This window comes from Stenotrophomonas humi, from assembly GCF_001431415.1.
GTDB classification, from domain to species: domain Bacteria; phylum Pseudomonadota; class Gammaproteobacteria; order Xanthomonadales; family Xanthomonadaceae; genus Stenotrophomonas; species Stenotrophomonas humi.
This window is the reverse complement of the sequence record NZ_LDJI01000005.1, coordinates 1-15057: the sequence shown is the minus strand read 5'-3', so window position 1 is coordinate 15057 and position 15057 is coordinate 1. Positions and strand designations below refer to the sequence as shown.

Genomic DNA, 15057 nt, shown 5'->3' with positions numbered 1-15057 from the left:
CCCCGACACGGCGACACGGTTCCAATGGCGGCCTGTCCCCGATAGAGTTTGAACGGCAGTACGCACTAAACGGCTGAAGAGTGTCTACAAAAGCCTGGGCGATTCAAACCCTTCGTCGCTCGCCATCGAAATCAAAGCGTTGTACAAGAGCCGGCGAAAGCCGGTTCTTTCGTATATGCGTTGCAGATTGCTTCTGCTTGGCTTCGGTGTGCTGTGGTTGAGCAAACACGTACTCACCGCGTCCGCTTGACCCAAGCACGAATCACCAGCGCCACCAACGCGCTGAACACCAGCCACGAGATCACGTCGAATATGCCGTCGCCGATCAGAGCGCTGACCAGACCGAGCAGGCTGGCGGCGGCGATCCATGCCGGGGCGACGAAGGGATTGCGGGGTGCGGGCGCGGGTTTGCTCATGCACTGGCTCCGGTCTGCGCGGCGCGCTCGAGTTCGGTGATGCGCGCTTCGGTGCTGCCGCGTTTTACCCATAGATACAGGCCGCTGATCAGCACCGCGATGGTGAGTAGGTCAAGCAACGCCCACAGGATTTTCAGCGGCAGGTGGCCGTAGTCGCCGAAGTGCAGCGGTTGGCTGAGCAGCAGCACGCTCATGTAGACCGGCAGCTGTGGTTGCGCGGTGAGTACGCTGGTCTGTGCGTCGATCAACACCGGGCGGTACAGGCGCTCGGTCAGGGGAGTGTTGCCCTGCATGAAAACGCCGTAGTGGTGGTCGCCGCTGTAGCCGGTGCCGGGGAAGCTGACGAAGGCCGGGCGCATGCCGGGTGCGGCAGCGCGTGCGGTGTCCACGGCGGCCTGCAGTGAAGCCAGTTGGGTGGGGCGGGGCTGGCCGGCGTAGCGTGCGGCGAACTCGCCGAGCTGCTCGGTCTGCCAGGCTTGCTCAAGTGGCTTGGCGATGGTGTTGATGGCGCCGGTGATGCCGACCACCAGCGCCCAGCCGAGGGTGACGATGCCGAGCACGTTGTGCAGGTCCAACCACGCCAAGCGGCGACTGCGGCCGGTACGCAGGGTGCCGAATGGCTGGCGACGCATGAAGGGCCCGTACAGCACCAGGCCGGAGATGATTGCCACGGCGAACAGCAGCGCCATCACGCCCATGAACAACATGCCGGGCAGGCCCAGGAACAGGTCGGTGTGCAGGCGGTAGAGGAAGAACATCACGCCTTCGTTGAACTGCGCAGCCGGCAGCACGTCGCCACTGACCGCATGCAGCAGCGCGGTGTGCATCTGCGGCGGTGGCGTATCCGGGCGCGCGCCGGTGTTGACGTACACCGTGGGGGCATCCGGGTCCCAGCCGACGAACAGCGGGACGTCGCCGGGATATTCGGCCAGTGCGCTGCGCACTTGTGCATCCAGATCGCGCGGCGTGGCGTCAGGTGCGACGGCGGCGACTTCGGGTTCACTGAGGTGGGCGATTTCCTCGCCGAACACCAGCGGCAACCCGGTCAGGCACAGCAGCAACAGAAACAAGGTGCAGACCAGGCTGGTCCACTTGTGCACGAGGAACCAGGCTTTGAGGGTCGAACGTTGCATGGGGCTCTCTGGCGATTGCTTGAGACGATGCGATGGCGGGCCCGGTCAGCATGATGCCGACCGGGCCGGGTGAAACGTCAGAACCGGTAGCTGATCGTGCCGGTCACGGTGCGCGGGTTGCCGCTGAAGCAGTCACCGAAGTTGCGGCAGGGTGCGAAGTACTGCTTGTTCGACAGGTTGGTGATGTTCAACGCCATCGTCCAATCGGTGACCTGCACTTCCATCAGCGCATCGACCAGCGTGTAGCTCGGCGTGCGGATGAAACCGCCGTAGCCCAGCGACTGGGTGTTGCCGACATAGCGGCCGCCCACGCCCACGCGCAGACGCGCATCGTCGTCGAGCTGGAAGCCCTTGGCCACCCACAGCGAGGACAGTTCCTGCGGCGTGTCGTTGAGGCGCTGGCCCACTTCCATGGCGAAGTTGCTCTTGGTCACCTCGGCCTTGTTGCGTGCATATGCGGCGGTGAGGGTCAGATCATTGGCGAAGGAGAACTGGCCTTCCAGCTCCACGCCCTTGGACTCGATCTCACCGGTCTGCACCACGTTGAGCACGTTGTCCGGGTCGTTGGTCTGGCGGTTGGTTTCGGTGATGCGGTAGACCGAGGCGGTGACCAGCATGTTGCGCGCCGGCTGCCACTTCACACCGGCCTCGCTCTGACGGCCCTGCATCGGCTTGAACGCGCGGCCGTACAGATCCTGGCCGGTGACCGGCAGGAACGATTCGCTGTAGCTGATGTACGGCGAGAAGCCTGCACCGATGTCACCGATCAAGCCGGCACGATAGGTGGTGGCGTTGTCGGTCTGGCTGGGCAGGCCTTCGGTCTTGCTGCGTGCATGGTCGCGGCGTGCGCCGAGCACCAGCGACACGCGCTCGGCCCAGCGGATCTGATTCTGCACGTATACGCCGATCTGCGTGTTGCGCTGCGTGGGCAGGCGGTTCCAGCCATTGACGATGACGCCGCCGGAGACCGGCGCGTAGATGTCGATCGGCGTGGCGGTGGCATCCACGCTGGATGATTCCTCGCGGTAGTCGTTGTAGTCCACGCCAGCCAGCAGCAGGTGTTGGAACGCGCCGGTGGCGAAGTCGAACTGCAGTGCGGTGTCGCTGGTCAGCACGCGCACGTCGGGCTTGATGCCGTAGGCGTTGCGGGCGAGGACGCGGCCATCGGCATCGATGAAGGGGTTGGTCGGGTTGCTGTAGCTGTCCGGGAACAGTTCCTGGAAGGTGGTCTTGCCGTCCAGGTAACGCACCGACGCGCGCAGGCTGATGCTGTCGTTGAAGGCGTGATCGAACAGGGCCGAGACGCTGTACACGCGCGAATCAAGCTTGTCGAAATCCGGATCGCCGAGGAAGGTCGACGGGTCCAGGCGCGGACGCCCGACCGGTGCATTCAAGGTGGCGGCAACCGGCAGGAACTGCTGGCTGGAGGCGGTCTGGTCGCGCTGGTAGCTGGCCAGCACGGTGAGGTTGCTGCGCTCGCCGCGCCAGCTGATCGACGGTGCGATGTAGATGCGGTCATCGTCGACGAAATCGGTCTGCATGCCGGCGTCGCGGACCACACCGACCACGCGCCCGGCAACGGTGCCGGCGTCATTGAGCACGCCACCGACATCACCTTGGAACTGCTTGCGGTCGAAGTTGCCGAGCTGCACGCCAACCTCACCGCCGATGTCGCCGAAGGTGGGGCGCTTGGTCATCGCATTGATGATGCCGCCGGTGGCGCCGGCGCCGTACAGCACCGAGGACGGGCCGCGCAGCACTTCCACGCGCTCAAGGCCGTAGACCTCGGTACGCGCCATCGGGCTGAAGCCGTAGCTGCGGCGCATGCCGTCCAGGTACTGCACCGGGTCCAGGCCGCGCACGGTGCTGCCGTCGCTGCGCGTGTCCAGGCCCCAGGCATCGGCGGTGACGCCGGCGCTGTAGCGCAGGGTTTCCTGCAGGTTGTGCGCGCCACGGTCGGTGAACAGGCTGCTGGTGACCACGCTGATCGCCTGCGGCGTCTGGGTCAGTGGGGTGTCGGTCTTGGTCGCGGTGCTGGCGCGCTCGGCAACCACGCTGACGGCGTCGAGGGTGCGGGCTTCGGGCGAGTCCTGCGCCTGGGCGAGCGGGGCGGCCAGCGCGGTTGCGATGGCAAGGGCGAGCAGCGGGCGACGGGACTGCAGTGAAGCGGGCATCGGGGGTGATCCGGCAATGGCAATGAGGGTGGATTATCCGGACGTAATAATGCGAATACAAATGATTATCAACATTAACGGTCAGTTGATCCTGGCAGGCGGCGGGCTGTACCGGATGCCGGCACGCGGGCCGGATTCAAGCTGAACACGCAGCCATGTTCGCTTCGGTGCAGTTGTGGCTAACTAGCGCCCTGAACTAACGATGGATCGACGCGTGAAGAAGGCAGGACGATGGGGGCTGGCGCTGTTGATGCTGGTTGCGGCGTTGTGGGTCACCGGCATGTTGGCCTTCCAGCTGCCTGGGCCGAGCTGGCTGCGTTGGGCAGTGATCGCGGCATGGCTCGGGTTTGCACTGACCACGGTGGTGGCGGTGGCACGCGCACGCGCTGGACGTTGGCCGGGTGTGGTGTACGTGTTGGCGCTGGTTGCCACCGGGGTGTGGTGGTTGTTGCTGAGCCCACGCCAGGATCGGGTCTGGGCCGACGATGTGGCGCAGCGGCTGAAGGTGGTCGAAGTCGATGGCTCGCATGTGGTGCTGGACAACGTCCGCAACTTCAACTGGCGTGCCGACAAGGATTATGACGCGCGTTGGGAGCGCCGCGAGTACGATCTGGATCAATTGCGTTCGGCTGACCTGATCCTCTCCTACTGGATGGGCCCGATGATCGCGCACACGCTGATCTCGTTCGGATTCGAGGATGGCAGGCAGCTGGTGTTCTCGCTGGAAATCCGCAAGGAGCGCGGTGAATCGTTCTCAGCACTGGGTGGCTTCTTCCGCAAGTTCGAGGTGACCCTGGTGGCATCGGAGGAAACCGACATCGTGCGTGTACGCAGCAATGTGCGCGGCGAGGATCTTTACCTGTACCGGCTCGACATGACCCACGAGCAGCTCAAGGGCCTGTTCCTGTCCTATCTCGGGGAGGCGCGCCGACTGGACGCCGAACCGGCGTTCTACAACACGTTGACCAGCAACTGCACCACCATTGTTTACGACCTGGCCAAGCAGATCGCACCGGGCCTGCCGCTGGACTATCGATTGCTGGCCTCCGGCTACTTCGCCGAATACGCCTACAAACTAGGCGTGCTCACTCCGGGCGTTGAATTCGCAACGCTCAAGGCACGCGGGCATATCACCGAACGCGCGCGCGCGGCCGGCAATGATCCTGAATTCTCCCGATTGATCCGCCGTGGCGTGCCCGGTGTCGAGCAAGGAAGCACGCAATGACGTTGTCCCTGGAAAACCTTTCGCACCGTACGTTGCCGCTGCTGGCCATGGTGCTGTTGCTGCTGGGCAGCGGCTGCGCGATGGTGAAGATGAAGCAGGTCACCACCACCGACCATGTGATGCTCAAGCGCGGCGACATCCTCAACAGCGGCAAGTTGAGTGCGTTGTCGCAGGAGTCGCTGTCGGTGATCGGGTTGACGGCATCGGCCTGCAGCAAGGATCTGCCCACCTGCCGCAGCACCGTGGCCACGGTGGAGGGCCTGCAGACAGAGCAGCGGCTTTCCACGTTGGCCGAACTGTGGATGGAAGAAGCCCTGGCACTCACGCCCAAGGCAAAGCTGGGGCAGGCGACCGAGCTGCCGGCGCCTGCACTGGATGCGTGGCTGGAAACCGCGCGCTATTCGTACGCCTACCTGTTCTTCAGCGGCCGCACGCCGGCGCAACGTGCGCTGGAAGACCGGCTCACGCAGGTGCGTGACTATTACAACTATGCCGCCGAGCAGACCGCATCGGTGGTGTTCCAGCGCACCCGCGCATTGGCGATTGAAGGGCAGGACTTCACCGGCCCGATGCAGGTGGATCGCTGGACGATCAGCACCAACTTCGAGCAGTTGCCGCTGACCAGCATTCCGCAGCAGTTGGTATCGGCCTCATCGGTGAGTTTTGCCGGGCTGCGCAGTTCCTATCGCCGCGACGGCTTTGGTGCCGAGCTGGTGGTGGTGATGGAGAAGGCCGCGCTGACGGCGCCGCTCGAAGGCACTATAGAGGCACCGCAGCTGCCGGTGTTCAGTGAGATGCCGGCGATCAACGCGACGGTGCTGTTGCACTTCAGCGGGGAAACCCTGGAGGAAGTACTGGCGACGCGTGACATCCGCCTGGAATCCTATTCGCCGGATAACACCACTACGGTCATGCTGCGCGGCCAGGAGGTTCCGCTGGCGGCCAACTTCACCGCAGCCTATGGCGTGTGGCTGGCGCAGTCGGGCTTTGCGAGTGAATCGTTGCGCACCTTGTTTGGTCGTGGCGAAGGCATCCGTGAGCCGCATATCTATTTGATGCAGCCATACGACCCGGACCGCCGCATCATCTTCATGCTGCACGGCCTGGCCAGCAGCCCGGAAGCCTGGGTGAACCTGGCCAACGAGATCATGGGCGACCCGGAAATGCGCAAGCATTATCAGGTGTGGTCGGTGTACTACCCGACCAATGCGCCGATAGCGCTGAACCGTTACACGGTGAGCAATGCCTTCAACAGCACGTTGAAGCACTTCGATCCGAAGGGCGACGCGCGCGCCACGCATGACATGGTTTTCATCGGCCACAGCATGGGCGGCGTGATCGCGCGTTTGATGCTCAGCAGCTCCGGTGAAGTGTTATGGGACGATGCGTTGACGCGCTTCAATCTGCACGGCGAGCGCTTGAAACGGGTGGAAACACGGTTGGGGCCGTTGCTGCATTTCACGCCGCAGCCGAATGTGGAACGTGCGATTTTCATCGCCTCGCCACACAAGGGGACCGATGCGGCGGGCAATCGCCTGGGGCGCATGATCGGCAAACTGGTGCGTTTGCCGTTGACCATTCTGGGCAAGTTTGGTGACGTGTTCCTGGCCCTGCAGAATCCCGACGAAGCCGGTGACAAACCCAAGGAACCGCGCATCACCACCAGCATCGACAACCTGAAGGCGAGCGATCCCTTCATCGAGAAGTCCGCGACGTTGCCGTTGGCACCGGGCCTGAAGTACCACTCGATCATCGCCAACAGGAAGGCCGACGTGCCGACCGCGGAGTCCGATGACGGGCTGGTGCCCTACTGGAGTTCGCACCTGGATGGCGCGCTGTCGGAGAAGGTGGTCATCTCCGGGCACAGCGTGCAGGAAACACCAGAGGCCGTGCTCGAAGTGCGCCGCATCCTGCGCGAAGACCTGCGCGAAGTGGACGGCGTGGACTGATCCGCCGCAGCCCTCCTGTGCAGGCGTGGGAAGATTGGGTTCCAACATGCCGGTAACTGCCGGCGCATGCAACGAAGGCCACTTTGCAGTGGCCTTCGTCGTTTCAGATCAGATTGCCGCTTCGATGGCCGGCATCGCCATGCGCGAGCGGGTGAGCGCCATGCCAAGATTGGCGGTACGGCGGCAGACGAACACCATCACGTAGTCCGGGTACAGCTTGCCGCGCATGAAGATGTGGATCAGGTTCTCGCTGTTGACGATGATTTCCTGGAAGTAGTGCGCGCCTTCCTGCTCCTGCAGGCCACGGGCGCGACGGAACATCTGCTCGATGCTGCGGATGTTGGGCCCTTGGTACAGATCGGCGGTGGCGGCGGCGACCAGATCCAGGACTTCACGCGGATGCGAGTCCACGGTACGGACCGACAACAACATGCCGGAGCTGATATCGACATAGCCGGCGGCGACACATTCGGGAACGGAGGCGACGGATTGCTGCAAAGTGCTGTCTAGAGACATGGAAAGATCCTTGGGGGAGGCGCAAAGACATGCCCGCGTGGCGGGCACGGTGTGATGAAACTGGGGAGTCAGCGGATCAGCAGGCGCGGATCAGCAGGTTCTCTTCCAGTGCATGCAGCAGGGTTTCCTGCTCCTGTGACTGGACGAATCCGGGCTCGATGGTGCGCAGCCGGCGCAGTGCTTCCTCGGCGCTCAGGCCTTCGCGGATCAACCACGCAGCCAGCACCATGCCGGTACGGCCGAGCCCGGCCAGGCAATGCACGGCAACCACGTCGCCTTCGCGCAGCATCACGTCGATCTTGGCCAGCAGCAGCTTGGCCCACAGCAACGGTGGCGCGCCGCGGTCTGGAATGCCCAGGTGATAGCTGCGCAGGCCATGGCGGGCCAGCAGCTCGGAGGACATGGCGGTTTCGGTCAGGTTGACCAGCACGGTGACGCCCATGCCGCGCAGCAGCGCCAGGTCATGGTCGGGGGCAAATACGACACCGGGCATCGGGCAGCCGGCCAGCCGGCCGGGCTGCAGCCAATGAAAGCCGTTCGGGCCGCGTCGCGACGGGGTTGCTGGCAGCGCAACCTGCGCCGGCGCCAGGCGCAGGGGCGCAGCGGCCACTACCGGCGTAACGGGCGGTGTGGGGATGCTCGTGATCGGTGCGGGTACGGTGATGTTGTCGCTCAGCTCTTCGGCACGCGCATCGGGTGCGGGCACATGGCAGCTGCCGGTGCGCAGGAACTGCGCCAACACCGGGTGCTGCATGCGGTTGGCGAAGAACGCATCGGCCGGCGCGTCCACCTGCACGTAACCGCCGGCCAGCAGGATCACCCGCGATGCGATGCGGCGTGCCTGGCCTTGGTGATGCAGGGTGACCAGGCAGGCATGCGTGGTCGCCAGTCGTTCGATCAATGCAAGCACCGCCTCTGCGTCGTCGGTGCTCAACTCGCTGGTGGGCTCGTCGATCAGCAGCAAGGGGCTCGCACTGAACGCTGCACGTACGATGGCCAGTTGCCGTGCCAGGCCGCGCGGCAGGTCGATCACCCGCTGCTGCAGCTGGGCCAGCAACGCATCGGCGCCGAGTTCGCGCAGGCGGGTGCCGATCTCATCACGCAGTTCCTGCGGCGTGCTGCTCTGCCGTTGGCGCAATGCCGCGCTCAGGTTTTCCTGCACACTGAAGCCGAGTTCGCGTGGTTGTTGATGCACCAATACCGGCGGCTGAGTGGCCGCATGCAATGGCTGCCCCTGGAAATACATCTGCCCCCAGCGCTCGCCATGGGCGTTGTGCTGGCCCGACAGCGCATGCAGCAGCGAGGATTTGCCGGTGCCGCCCGGGCCCATCAATACGGTGATGCCGGGGCCATCGAGGGTCAGGTCAATCGAAGCCAGGATCGTATGCCGGCCGCGGCGCATGCCCCAGTTTTCGATCTTCAGCAGTAGGGAATCAGGGGAATGCGGAGGTGCTGAAGAGAACGGCATGATCTGGTTCGGCGGCTGCGAGCAGGGGCCTGAAATCTTTCGATGCAAGTTGGGCTGACAATTTTATCCGGTATCGGTGTCCGACCGGACATTGCTTGTCCTTTTTGGATGTTGGCAGTGCAATGTCTGACGTGCGATGTGCAGCGTGCGGCGCGGGAAATGCATCGGCTGGCGCTCATTGCCAATGCATCCCACGCCTGCTCCGCGAGGTCAGGCGCCAATGCGGCGGGTGACAACGCAACCCAGCAAGGCCAGCAGCAGGGCAATGGAGAAGTTGATCAGATAGCCTGCCTGCACGGAGTGGTCGAGCAACGCCGCAAACAACGAGCCTCCCACTGCCAGGGTAGTGGCCACGGCAATGGCTTCGCTCAATTGCAGCGCCGAGCTGTTGGCACCTTGGCGCTCGGTTGGCGACAGTGACAGGGTGAGCACCGACAGGCTCGGGTAGGTCAAGCCCATGCCGAGGCCCGTGATGGTCCAACCCAACAATACGATCCACAGGGGGGCGGCGATGACCACCAGGGTGGTCAGGCCCACGCCGCAGGCGATCATGATCGTGCCCATCTGCAGCACGCGGTGACGGCTGATGCCTTGGCGTTGGTGGCCTTGGAACCAGGAGCCGGCGCTCCAGCCCAGCGCGCCCAGGCTCAGGATGACGCCGGCCATGAACGGTGACAGCCCGCGTTCGCGCGACAGCAACAACGGCAGGAATGCCTCGCAGCCGAAGAATGCCGCACCGATCATGCCGCGCAGTGCGATGACGCTGGGAAGACCGCGTCGCAGGCGCAAGGTGCCGGCGGGCAGCAGCTTCCAGCTGCACAGAACAAGCAAGGCGATGGCCGGCAACAACAGCGCCAATGCCTTGATGTCGTGATATTGGCCGCCGACGTACAGCAACAGTGCGCCACTGGCGGCGCCAATCGCCCATGGAACCGGCGAGGCTTCTGCAATAGCGGTGTTTGCCGGTTCGACAGCGGCGGGCTTGTCGGCAGCGATCCGGCGCAGGGCCGGGCGCAGCACCAAGGCGGCCGGCACGGCGAGGATCGGTACGCCGAGAAACACCCAGCGCCAACCGGCGTGCTGCACGATCAGGCCGCTCAGTGCGGGCCCGATCAGTGAAGGCACCACCCATCCTGCGGAGAAGGCTGCGAACACTTTTGGCCGCAACGCATCGGGAAACACCCGGCCCGCCATCACGTAGAGCGCGACGATCAACGCGCCCGCACCCAGCCCCTGCAACAAGCGCCCGACCACCAGCATCGGCATGTTGATGGCGAAGCCGGCCACCAGCAGGCCGAGCAGAAAACAGCCCAGTCCGCTCCACAACGGCCCAGCCGGACCGCTTCGGTCGCTCCAGCGGCCGGACAGCGGCATGCCGATCACGCTGGTGGCCAGGGTTCCGCCAAAGGCCAGTGCATAGAGCTTCAGGCCGTCGAGTTCCCGGGCGACCGTGGGCATTGCCGTTGCGACCGCAAGGGCCTCGAATGCGAACAGCGCGACCAGCGCCACCATTCCCAGGGTCGTGGCGCGGTACTGGGGGGAGAGGATGGAGACGGCGCTGGGGTCGATCGGGGCTGCCGTCGTGGGGGACGGAGCCGTGGAGTGGGACGACATGGGGATTCCATTGCAAGTGAGGTGCCGGGTGCAGCTGTTCCGGCGAAGCGAGGTAGCATGCAACCTCAACAATGGTTGAGGTCAAGCAGATGGTTGCGCGTGAACTGGCAGTGGGCGAGGTGGCGCAGCGTAGCGGCCTCAGTGTATCGGCATTGCATTTCTACGAGCGCAAGGGGTTGATCCACAGTCTGCGGACGGCGGGCAACCAGCGCCGCTATCACCGCGATGTGTTGCGGCGGCTGGCAGCCATCCGCATCGCGCAACGTGTGGGAATCCCGTTGGAGGCGGTGGCGACGGCGTTTGCCACGCTGCCCGATTCGCGCACACCCACGCGCGCGGACTGGGCGCGGTTGTCGGCATCCTGGCGCGATGAGCTTGAGCAGCGGATCGTGCAGCTGCAGCGCCTGAAAGAGCAGTTCACCGACTGCATCGGCTGCGGTTGCCTATCGCTGCGGCGCTGCCGCCTGAGCAACCCCGATGATGCGCTGGGCGTGCGTGGCGACGGGCCGCAGCGGTGGGGCGATAGCGGTTCGGAGTAAGGCGGTGACCGCTGGCTGCTCAGAAGCCGCGTTCAAAACGCAGTGTGCCGTTGTCACCGGCTGCGGCGACCTGCACCGCGAAGCGCAACGTGTCGTGCTCGCTGATCTGCACGCTGCCAACGTGGTCGGTGTAGGTGCCGGTTTTCACCGTGCGCAGGACGATCTGCTGCTGGCGGCCTGAAAGATCCGTTGCCGTTGCGGTCACCATGCCCTCGACGGGCTGGTCTTCGGCGCCGCTGCGCTCGCGCAGGGCGACCACCAGCAAGGCCTGGTCGGCGCTACGCTGCACGCCATAACTGCGCGCGACACTTTCGTTCATCGCCAGCGTCGGCAGCAGGTTGTAGTACACCCGCAGCGCGCCGAAGTCGGCCTGGCTGGAATGCCCCTGTGTCGGCGTCACCAGCCGTGGCGCCTGCTGGCCGGAACATGCGCTCAATGACATCAACATTGCGACCAGCAACAACGGTGCGGCACGAAGCATGGGGATCTCCCGGTCAGTCGTTGGCGGCGGACAGTTCCTTGCCACGACGCGCGGCCGCGTCGATGGCCTTGGCGGTCAGTGCTTCAAAGCCGCCGGCCTGGAAGGTTTCAATGGCCGCCTGGGTGGTGCCGCCGGGCGAGGTGACGCGGCGGCGCAACTCGGCGGGGGCTTCTCCGGATTCGGTGAGCATGCGCGCGGCACCGAGCACGGTGTCCAGCACCAGGGTGCGTGCGGCTTCGGCGGGCAGGCCTTGTTCCAGTGCCGCCGCTTCCATCGCCTCTGCCAGCAGGAAGACGTAAGCCGGGCCGCTGCCGGAGACGGCGGTCACCGCATCCATGCGTGCTTCGTCGGCGATCCACACCGTGCGTCCGGCACTGGCCAGCACCTGCTCGGCCTGCGCGCGCTGCGTCGCGGACACCTGCGCGTTGGCGAACAGGCCGGTGACGCCGGCGCCGAGCAGGGCCGGCGTGTTGGGCATGGCACGGACGATGCTCTGGTTGCCACCCAGCCAGCGCTCCAACTGCGTGGCGGTGATGCCGGCGGCGATGGAAACCACCACCGGTTGCTGCTGTGTGGCGACAGCGGCCAGCGACGCGCAGACCTCCCGCATCACCTGCGGCTTGACCGCCATCAGCCACAGCCCGGCGCGGACCACCGCATCGGCGGCAGCGCTGTGGGTCTGCACGCCGAAATCCTGTGCCAAGGCTTCGCGCAGTGCCGGCACCGGCTCGGCCACATGGATACGTGCAGTCGGCATGCCGCGCCGGACCAGGCCGGCGATCAGGCTGCGGGCCATGTTGCCGCCGCCGATGAAGGCGATATCGATATCGGGAAGGGCGGCGGTAGCGGAGGCGGTCATTGGTTGGGTCTCGACAATCAGGAAGTAGGGCGTTGGCCGAACAGGGCGGTGCCGACACGCACCATGGTCGAACCGGCGGCAATGGCGTCGGCATAGTCGCCGCTCATGCCCATCGACAGAGTATCCACGTGTGGATGGTGCGCGGTCAGGCCGGTGAACAGTTCATGCATGCGCTGGAAGGCAGCGCGCCGCTTTTCCGCCTCGGGGAAGGGCGCCGGGATGGCCATCAGGCCGCGCAGCCGCAGCCGTTCCTGGGCGGCGATGGTCGCGGCCAGGTCGGCCACTTCGGCCGGCTGGCAGCCATGCTTGCTGTCTTCGTCGTCGATGTTGACCTGGATCAGCACGTTGAGCGGCGCCAGCCCGGCTGGGCGGTGGCGGGCCAGGGCAGTGACCAGCTTGTCGCGGTCCACGGTCTGCACCCAGTCGAAGATGCGTGCGGCGATATCGGCCTTGTTGGACTGCAGGTGGCCGATGAGGTGCCACTCCAGGTCAAGCGCTGCCAGCGCCTGGACCTTGTCGGCGGCTTCCTGCACATAGTTTTCACCGAACGCGCGCTGTCCTTGTGCGGCCAGCGCGGCAATGGCCGAGGCCGGCTGCAGCTTGGAGACGGCCAGCAGGCGGGCTTCCCGGCCCGGTCCGGCAGCGGCGGCGATCTGGTTCTGGAGTGTGACCAATGAAACGGTTTGCAACGGGGCAACCTCAGCTGGACCTGTCTGCGACCCGCCCCCGGACAAGGCCGGCCAGCCGGGGGCTGGAAGCGGTGGGCCACATGCGCAGGTTCTTACATGGGAGGGCTATACTGCCCTGTAGGGGAAACACCTTCCAGATACTCGCAACGCATGGGGACATAGCGGCGTATGGATATCGCTGAACTTTTGGCGTTCTCGGTCAAGAACAAGGCCTCGGACCTTCACCTTTCCGCGGGCCTTCCGCCGATGATCCGTGTTGACGGCGATGTGCGCCGCATCAACATACCGGCCTTGGACCACAAACAAGTGCACGCGCTGGTGTACGACATCATGTCGGACAAGCAGCGGCGCGACTACGAAGAATTCCTCGAGGTCGATTTCTCCTTCGAGATTCCTTCGCTGGCGCGCTTCCGTGTCAACGCCTTCAACCAGAACCGTGGTGCCGGTGCGGTGTTCCGTACCATTCCCTCGGAAGTGCTGACGCTGGAAGACCTTGGCTGCCCGCCGATCTTCCGCCAGCTGATCGAACAGCCGCAGGGCCTGATCCTGGTGACCGGCCCGACCGGTTCGGGCAAGTCGACCACGCTGGCGGCGATGATCGACCACATCAACAAGAACGAATACGGCCACATCCTCACCGTCGAGGATCCGATCGAGTTCGTGCACACCTCGCAGAAGTGCCTGATCAACCAGCGCGAAGTGCACCGTGACACGCATGGCTTCAACGAAGCACTGCGCTCGGCACTGCGTGAAGATCCGGACATCATCCTGGTCGGCGAATTGCGTGACCTTGAGACCATCCGCCTGGCGCTGACCGCCGCTGAAACCGGCCACTTGGTGTTCGGCACCCTGCATACCAGCTCGGCGGCCAAGACCATCGACCGAATCATCGACGTGTTCCCGGCCGGCGAAAAGCCGATGGTGCGCTCGATGTTGTCCGAGTCGCTGCGCGCGGTGATCTCGCAGGCGCTGCTGAAGAAAGTGGGCGGCGGCCGCATCGCCTCGCACGAAATCATGGTGGCCACCCCGGCCATCCGCAACCTGATCCGTGAGGACAAGGTGGCACAGATGTACTCCTCGATTCAGACCGGCCAGCAGGTGGGCATGCAGACCCTGGACCAGAATCTGCAGGACCTGGTCAAGCGCAGCCTGATCACGCGCAACCAGGCCAAGGAATACGCCAAGGACAAGAAGCAGTTCGAATAAGCAGGGAAGGGGAAGCAGTGCATCGGGTGCGACAAGGTCGTGCCCGGGCCTGTTTTCCAGCTCGCTTTCAACGACGTTCTGTTTTTCGTTTTCCTATCCTGGTTTCGAAGGAGCATTCCATGAGCAGCATCGATTTCACCTCCTTCCTCAAATTGATGGCGCACCAGAAGGCGTCGGATCTTTTCATCACCGCCGGCATGGCGCCATCGATGAAGGTCAACGGCAAGATTTCGCCGATCACCCAGACACCGCTGACGCCGCAACAGTCGCGCGACATGGTGCTGAACGTGATGACGCCCGCGCAGCGTGAGGAATTTGAAAAAACCCACGAGTGCAATTTCGCCATCGGCCTGTCCGGCGTTGGCCGTTTCCGCGTGAGCTGTTTCTACCAGCGCAACCAGGTGGGCATGGTGCTGCGTCGTATCGAGACGCGCATCCCGACCGTGGAAGAGCTGAGCCTGCCGCCGGTGATCAAGACGCTGGCAATGACCAAGCGCGGCATCATCCTGTTTGTCGGTGCGACCGGCACCGGTAAATCGACCTCGCTGGCAGCGATGATCGGCTATCGAAACCAGAACTCGACCGGCCACATCATCACCATCGAGGACCCGATCGAATTCGTGCACAAGCACGAGGGCTGCATCATCACCCAGCGCGAAGTCGGCATCGACACCGACAGCTGGGAAGCAGCATTGAAGAACACCCTGCGCCAGGCGCCGGACGTGATCATGATCGGCGAAATCCGTACCCGCGAGGGCATGGACCATGCCATCGCCTTCGCCGAAACC

The 15057-nt window shown here is 64.5% G+C and carries 14 protein-coding genes; 5 read left to right on the top strand and 9 right to left on the bottom strand.

The genetic code is table 11. The features are described 5' to 3' along the window. Positions 1-233: 233 nt before the first annotated feature. From ABB26_RS19220 to ABB26_RS02660, 3 genes are all read right to left on the bottom strand, one after another. Positions 234-416 carry a hypothetical protein gene (locus tag ABB26_RS19220; RefSeq protein WP_057632040.1) on the bottom strand — a complete coding sequence of 61 codons (183 nt, stop codon included), beginning with the start codon at positions 414-416 and terminating at the stop codon, positions 234-236. Then, a complete protein-coding gene (locus ABB26_RS02665) occupies positions 413-1549 on the bottom strand; it encodes a PepSY-associated TM helix domain-containing protein (RefSeq protein WP_057632039.1) in 1137 nt (378 codons plus the stop codon). The genes ABB26_RS19220 and ABB26_RS02665 overlap by 4 nt, the downstream gene beginning before the upstream one ends. Before the next feature lie 77 nt (positions 1550-1626). Next, on the bottom strand, positions 1627-3723 hold the full coding sequence (locus tag ABB26_RS02660; RefSeq protein ID WP_057632038.1) for a TonB-dependent siderophore receptor: 2097 nt from the start codon (positions 3721-3723) through the stop codon (positions 1627-1629). A gap of 250 nt (positions 3724-3973) precedes the next feature. Here ABB26_RS02660 and ABB26_RS02655 point away from each other — a divergent pair, with 250 nt between their 5' ends. Together ABB26_RS02655 and ABB26_RS02650 are read left to right on the top strand one after the other, a co-directional pair. Continuing rightward, entirely contained in the window at positions 3974-4948 is a 975-nt protein-coding gene (locus tag ABB26_RS02655; protein ID WP_057632042.1) for an Lnb N-terminal periplasmic domain-containing protein, read from the top strand. Next, entirely contained in the window at positions 4945-6897 is a 1953-nt protein-coding gene (locus tag ABB26_RS02650; RefSeq protein WP_057632037.1) for an esterase/lipase family protein, read from the top strand. Before ABB26_RS02655 ends, ABB26_RS02650 begins: the two co-directional genes overlap by 4 nt. A 108-nt stretch (positions 6898-7005) precedes the next feature. Here the strand turns inward: ABB26_RS02650 and ABB26_RS02645 are convergent, their stop codons facing one another. From ABB26_RS02645 to ABB26_RS02635, 3 genes are all read right to left on the bottom strand, one after another. After that, a complete protein-coding gene (locus ABB26_RS02645) occupies positions 7006-7413 on the bottom strand; it encodes a roadblock/LC7 domain-containing protein (protein ID WP_057632036.1) in 408 nt (135 codons plus the stop codon). A gap of 76 nt (positions 7414-7489) precedes the next feature. Next, positions 7490-8881 (bottom strand): phosphatase domain-containing putative toxin, encoded by a 1392-nt coding sequence (locus ABB26_RS02640; protein ID WP_083490655.1) that lies wholly within the window; start codon positions 8879-8881, stop codon positions 7490-7492. Between the two features lie 210 nt (positions 8882-9091). Then, positions 9092-10495 carry an MFS transporter gene (locus ABB26_RS02635; protein ID WP_057632034.1) on the bottom strand — a complete coding sequence of 468 codons (1404 nt, stop codon included), beginning with the start codon at positions 10493-10495 and terminating at the stop codon, positions 9092-9094. Between the two features lie 71 nt (positions 10496-10566). On the opposite strand from ABB26_RS02635, the gene soxR reads away from it, so the two are divergent. Further along, the gene (gene soxR / locus ABB26_RS02630) at positions 10567-11034 is read left to right on the top strand and encodes a redox-sensitive transcriptional activator SoxR (protein WP_338062610.1); all 468 of its coding nucleotides are present in this window, start codon (positions 10567-10569) and stop codon (positions 11032-11034) included. Between the two features lie 19 nt (positions 11035-11053). Here soxR and ABB26_RS02625 read toward each other — a convergent pair whose 3' ends face one another. Genes ABB26_RS02625 through ABB26_RS02615 form a run of 3 tightly spaced genes read right to left on the bottom strand, consistent with a single transcriptional unit; the run spans position 11054 to position 13063 of the window. After that, complete coding sequence (locus ABB26_RS02625) at positions 11054-11515, bottom strand: DUF4426 domain-containing protein (RefSeq protein WP_057632033.1); 462 nt, start codon at positions 11513-11515, stop codon at positions 11054-11056. 13 nt (positions 11516-11528) lie between these two features. Next, on the bottom strand, positions 11529-12374 hold the full coding sequence (gene proC, locus ABB26_RS02620) for a pyrroline-5-carboxylate reductase (protein WP_057632032.1): 846 nt from the start codon (positions 12372-12374) through the stop codon (positions 11529-11531). Positions 12375-12391: 17 nt separating this feature from the next. Next, positions 12392-13063 carry a YggS family pyridoxal phosphate-dependent enzyme gene (locus tag ABB26_RS02615; protein ID WP_083490654.1) on the bottom strand — a complete coding sequence of 224 codons (672 nt, stop codon included), beginning with the start codon at positions 13061-13063 and terminating at the stop codon, positions 12392-12394. 168 nt (positions 13064-13231) lie between these two features. Here ABB26_RS02615 and ABB26_RS02610 point away from each other — a divergent pair, with 168 nt between their 5' ends. After that, positions 13232-14269 carry a type IV pilus twitching motility protein PilT gene (locus ABB26_RS02610; RefSeq protein ID WP_057632030.1) on the top strand — a complete coding sequence of 346 codons (1038 nt, stop codon included), beginning with the start codon at positions 13232-13234 and terminating at the stop codon, positions 14267-14269. A 119-nt stretch (positions 14270-14388) separates the two neighbouring features. Beyond that, a partial coding sequence (locus ABB26_RS02605) for an ATPase, T2SS/T4P/T4SS family (protein ID WP_161809002.1) occupies positions 14389-15057 on the top strand: 669 nt, incomplete at its 3' end.

What these genes read in the sequence shown, in the direction of transcription:
- ABB26_RS19220 (WP_057632040.1), bottom strand. Translation starts at nt 416, where the DNA reads ATGAGCAAACCCGCGCCCGCACCCCGCAATCCCTTCGTCGCCCCGGCA.
- ABB26_RS02665 (WP_057632039.1), bottom strand. Translation starts at nt 1,549, where the DNA reads ATGCAACGTTCGACCCTCAAAGCCTGGTTCCTCGTGCACAAGTGGACC.
- ABB26_RS02660 (WP_057632038.1), bottom strand. Translation starts at nt 3,723, where the DNA reads ATGCCCGCTTCACTGCAGTCCCGTCGCCCGCTGCTCGCCCTTGCCATC.
- ABB26_RS02655 (WP_057632042.1), top strand. Translation starts at nt 3,974, where the DNA reads ATGCTGGTTGCGGCGTTGTGGGTCACCGGCATGTTGGCCTTCCAGCTG.
- ABB26_RS02650 (WP_057632037.1), top strand. Translation starts at nt 4,945, where the DNA reads ATGACGTTGTCCCTGGAAAACCTTTCGCACCGTACGTTGCCGCTGCTG.
- ABB26_RS02645 (WP_057632036.1), bottom strand. Translation starts at nt 7,413, where the DNA reads ATGTCTCTAGACAGCACTTTGCAGCAATCCGTCGCCTCCGTTCCCGAA.
- ABB26_RS02640 (WP_083490655.1), bottom strand. Translation starts at nt 8,881, where the DNA reads ATGCCGTTCTCTTCAGCACCTCCGCATTCCCCTGATTCCCTACTGCTG.
- ABB26_RS02635 (WP_057632034.1), bottom strand. Translation starts at nt 10,495, where the DNA reads ATGTCGTCCCACTCCACGGCTCCGTCCCCCACGACGGCAGCCCCGATC.
- soxR (WP_338062610.1), top strand. Translation starts at nt 10,567, where the DNA reads ATGGTTGAGGTCAAGCAGATGGTTGCGCGTGAACTGGCAGTGGGCGAG.
- ABB26_RS02625 (WP_057632033.1), bottom strand. Translation starts at nt 11,515, where the DNA reads ATGCTTCGTGCCGCACCGTTGTTGCTGGTCGCAATGTTGATGTCATTG.
- proC (WP_057632032.1), bottom strand. Translation starts at nt 12,374, where the DNA reads ATGACCGCCTCCGCTACCGCCGCCCTTCCCGATATCGATATCGCCTTC.
- ABB26_RS02610 (WP_057632030.1), top strand. Translation starts at nt 13,232, where the DNA reads ATGGATATCGCTGAACTTTTGGCGTTCTCGGTCAAGAACAAGGCCTCG.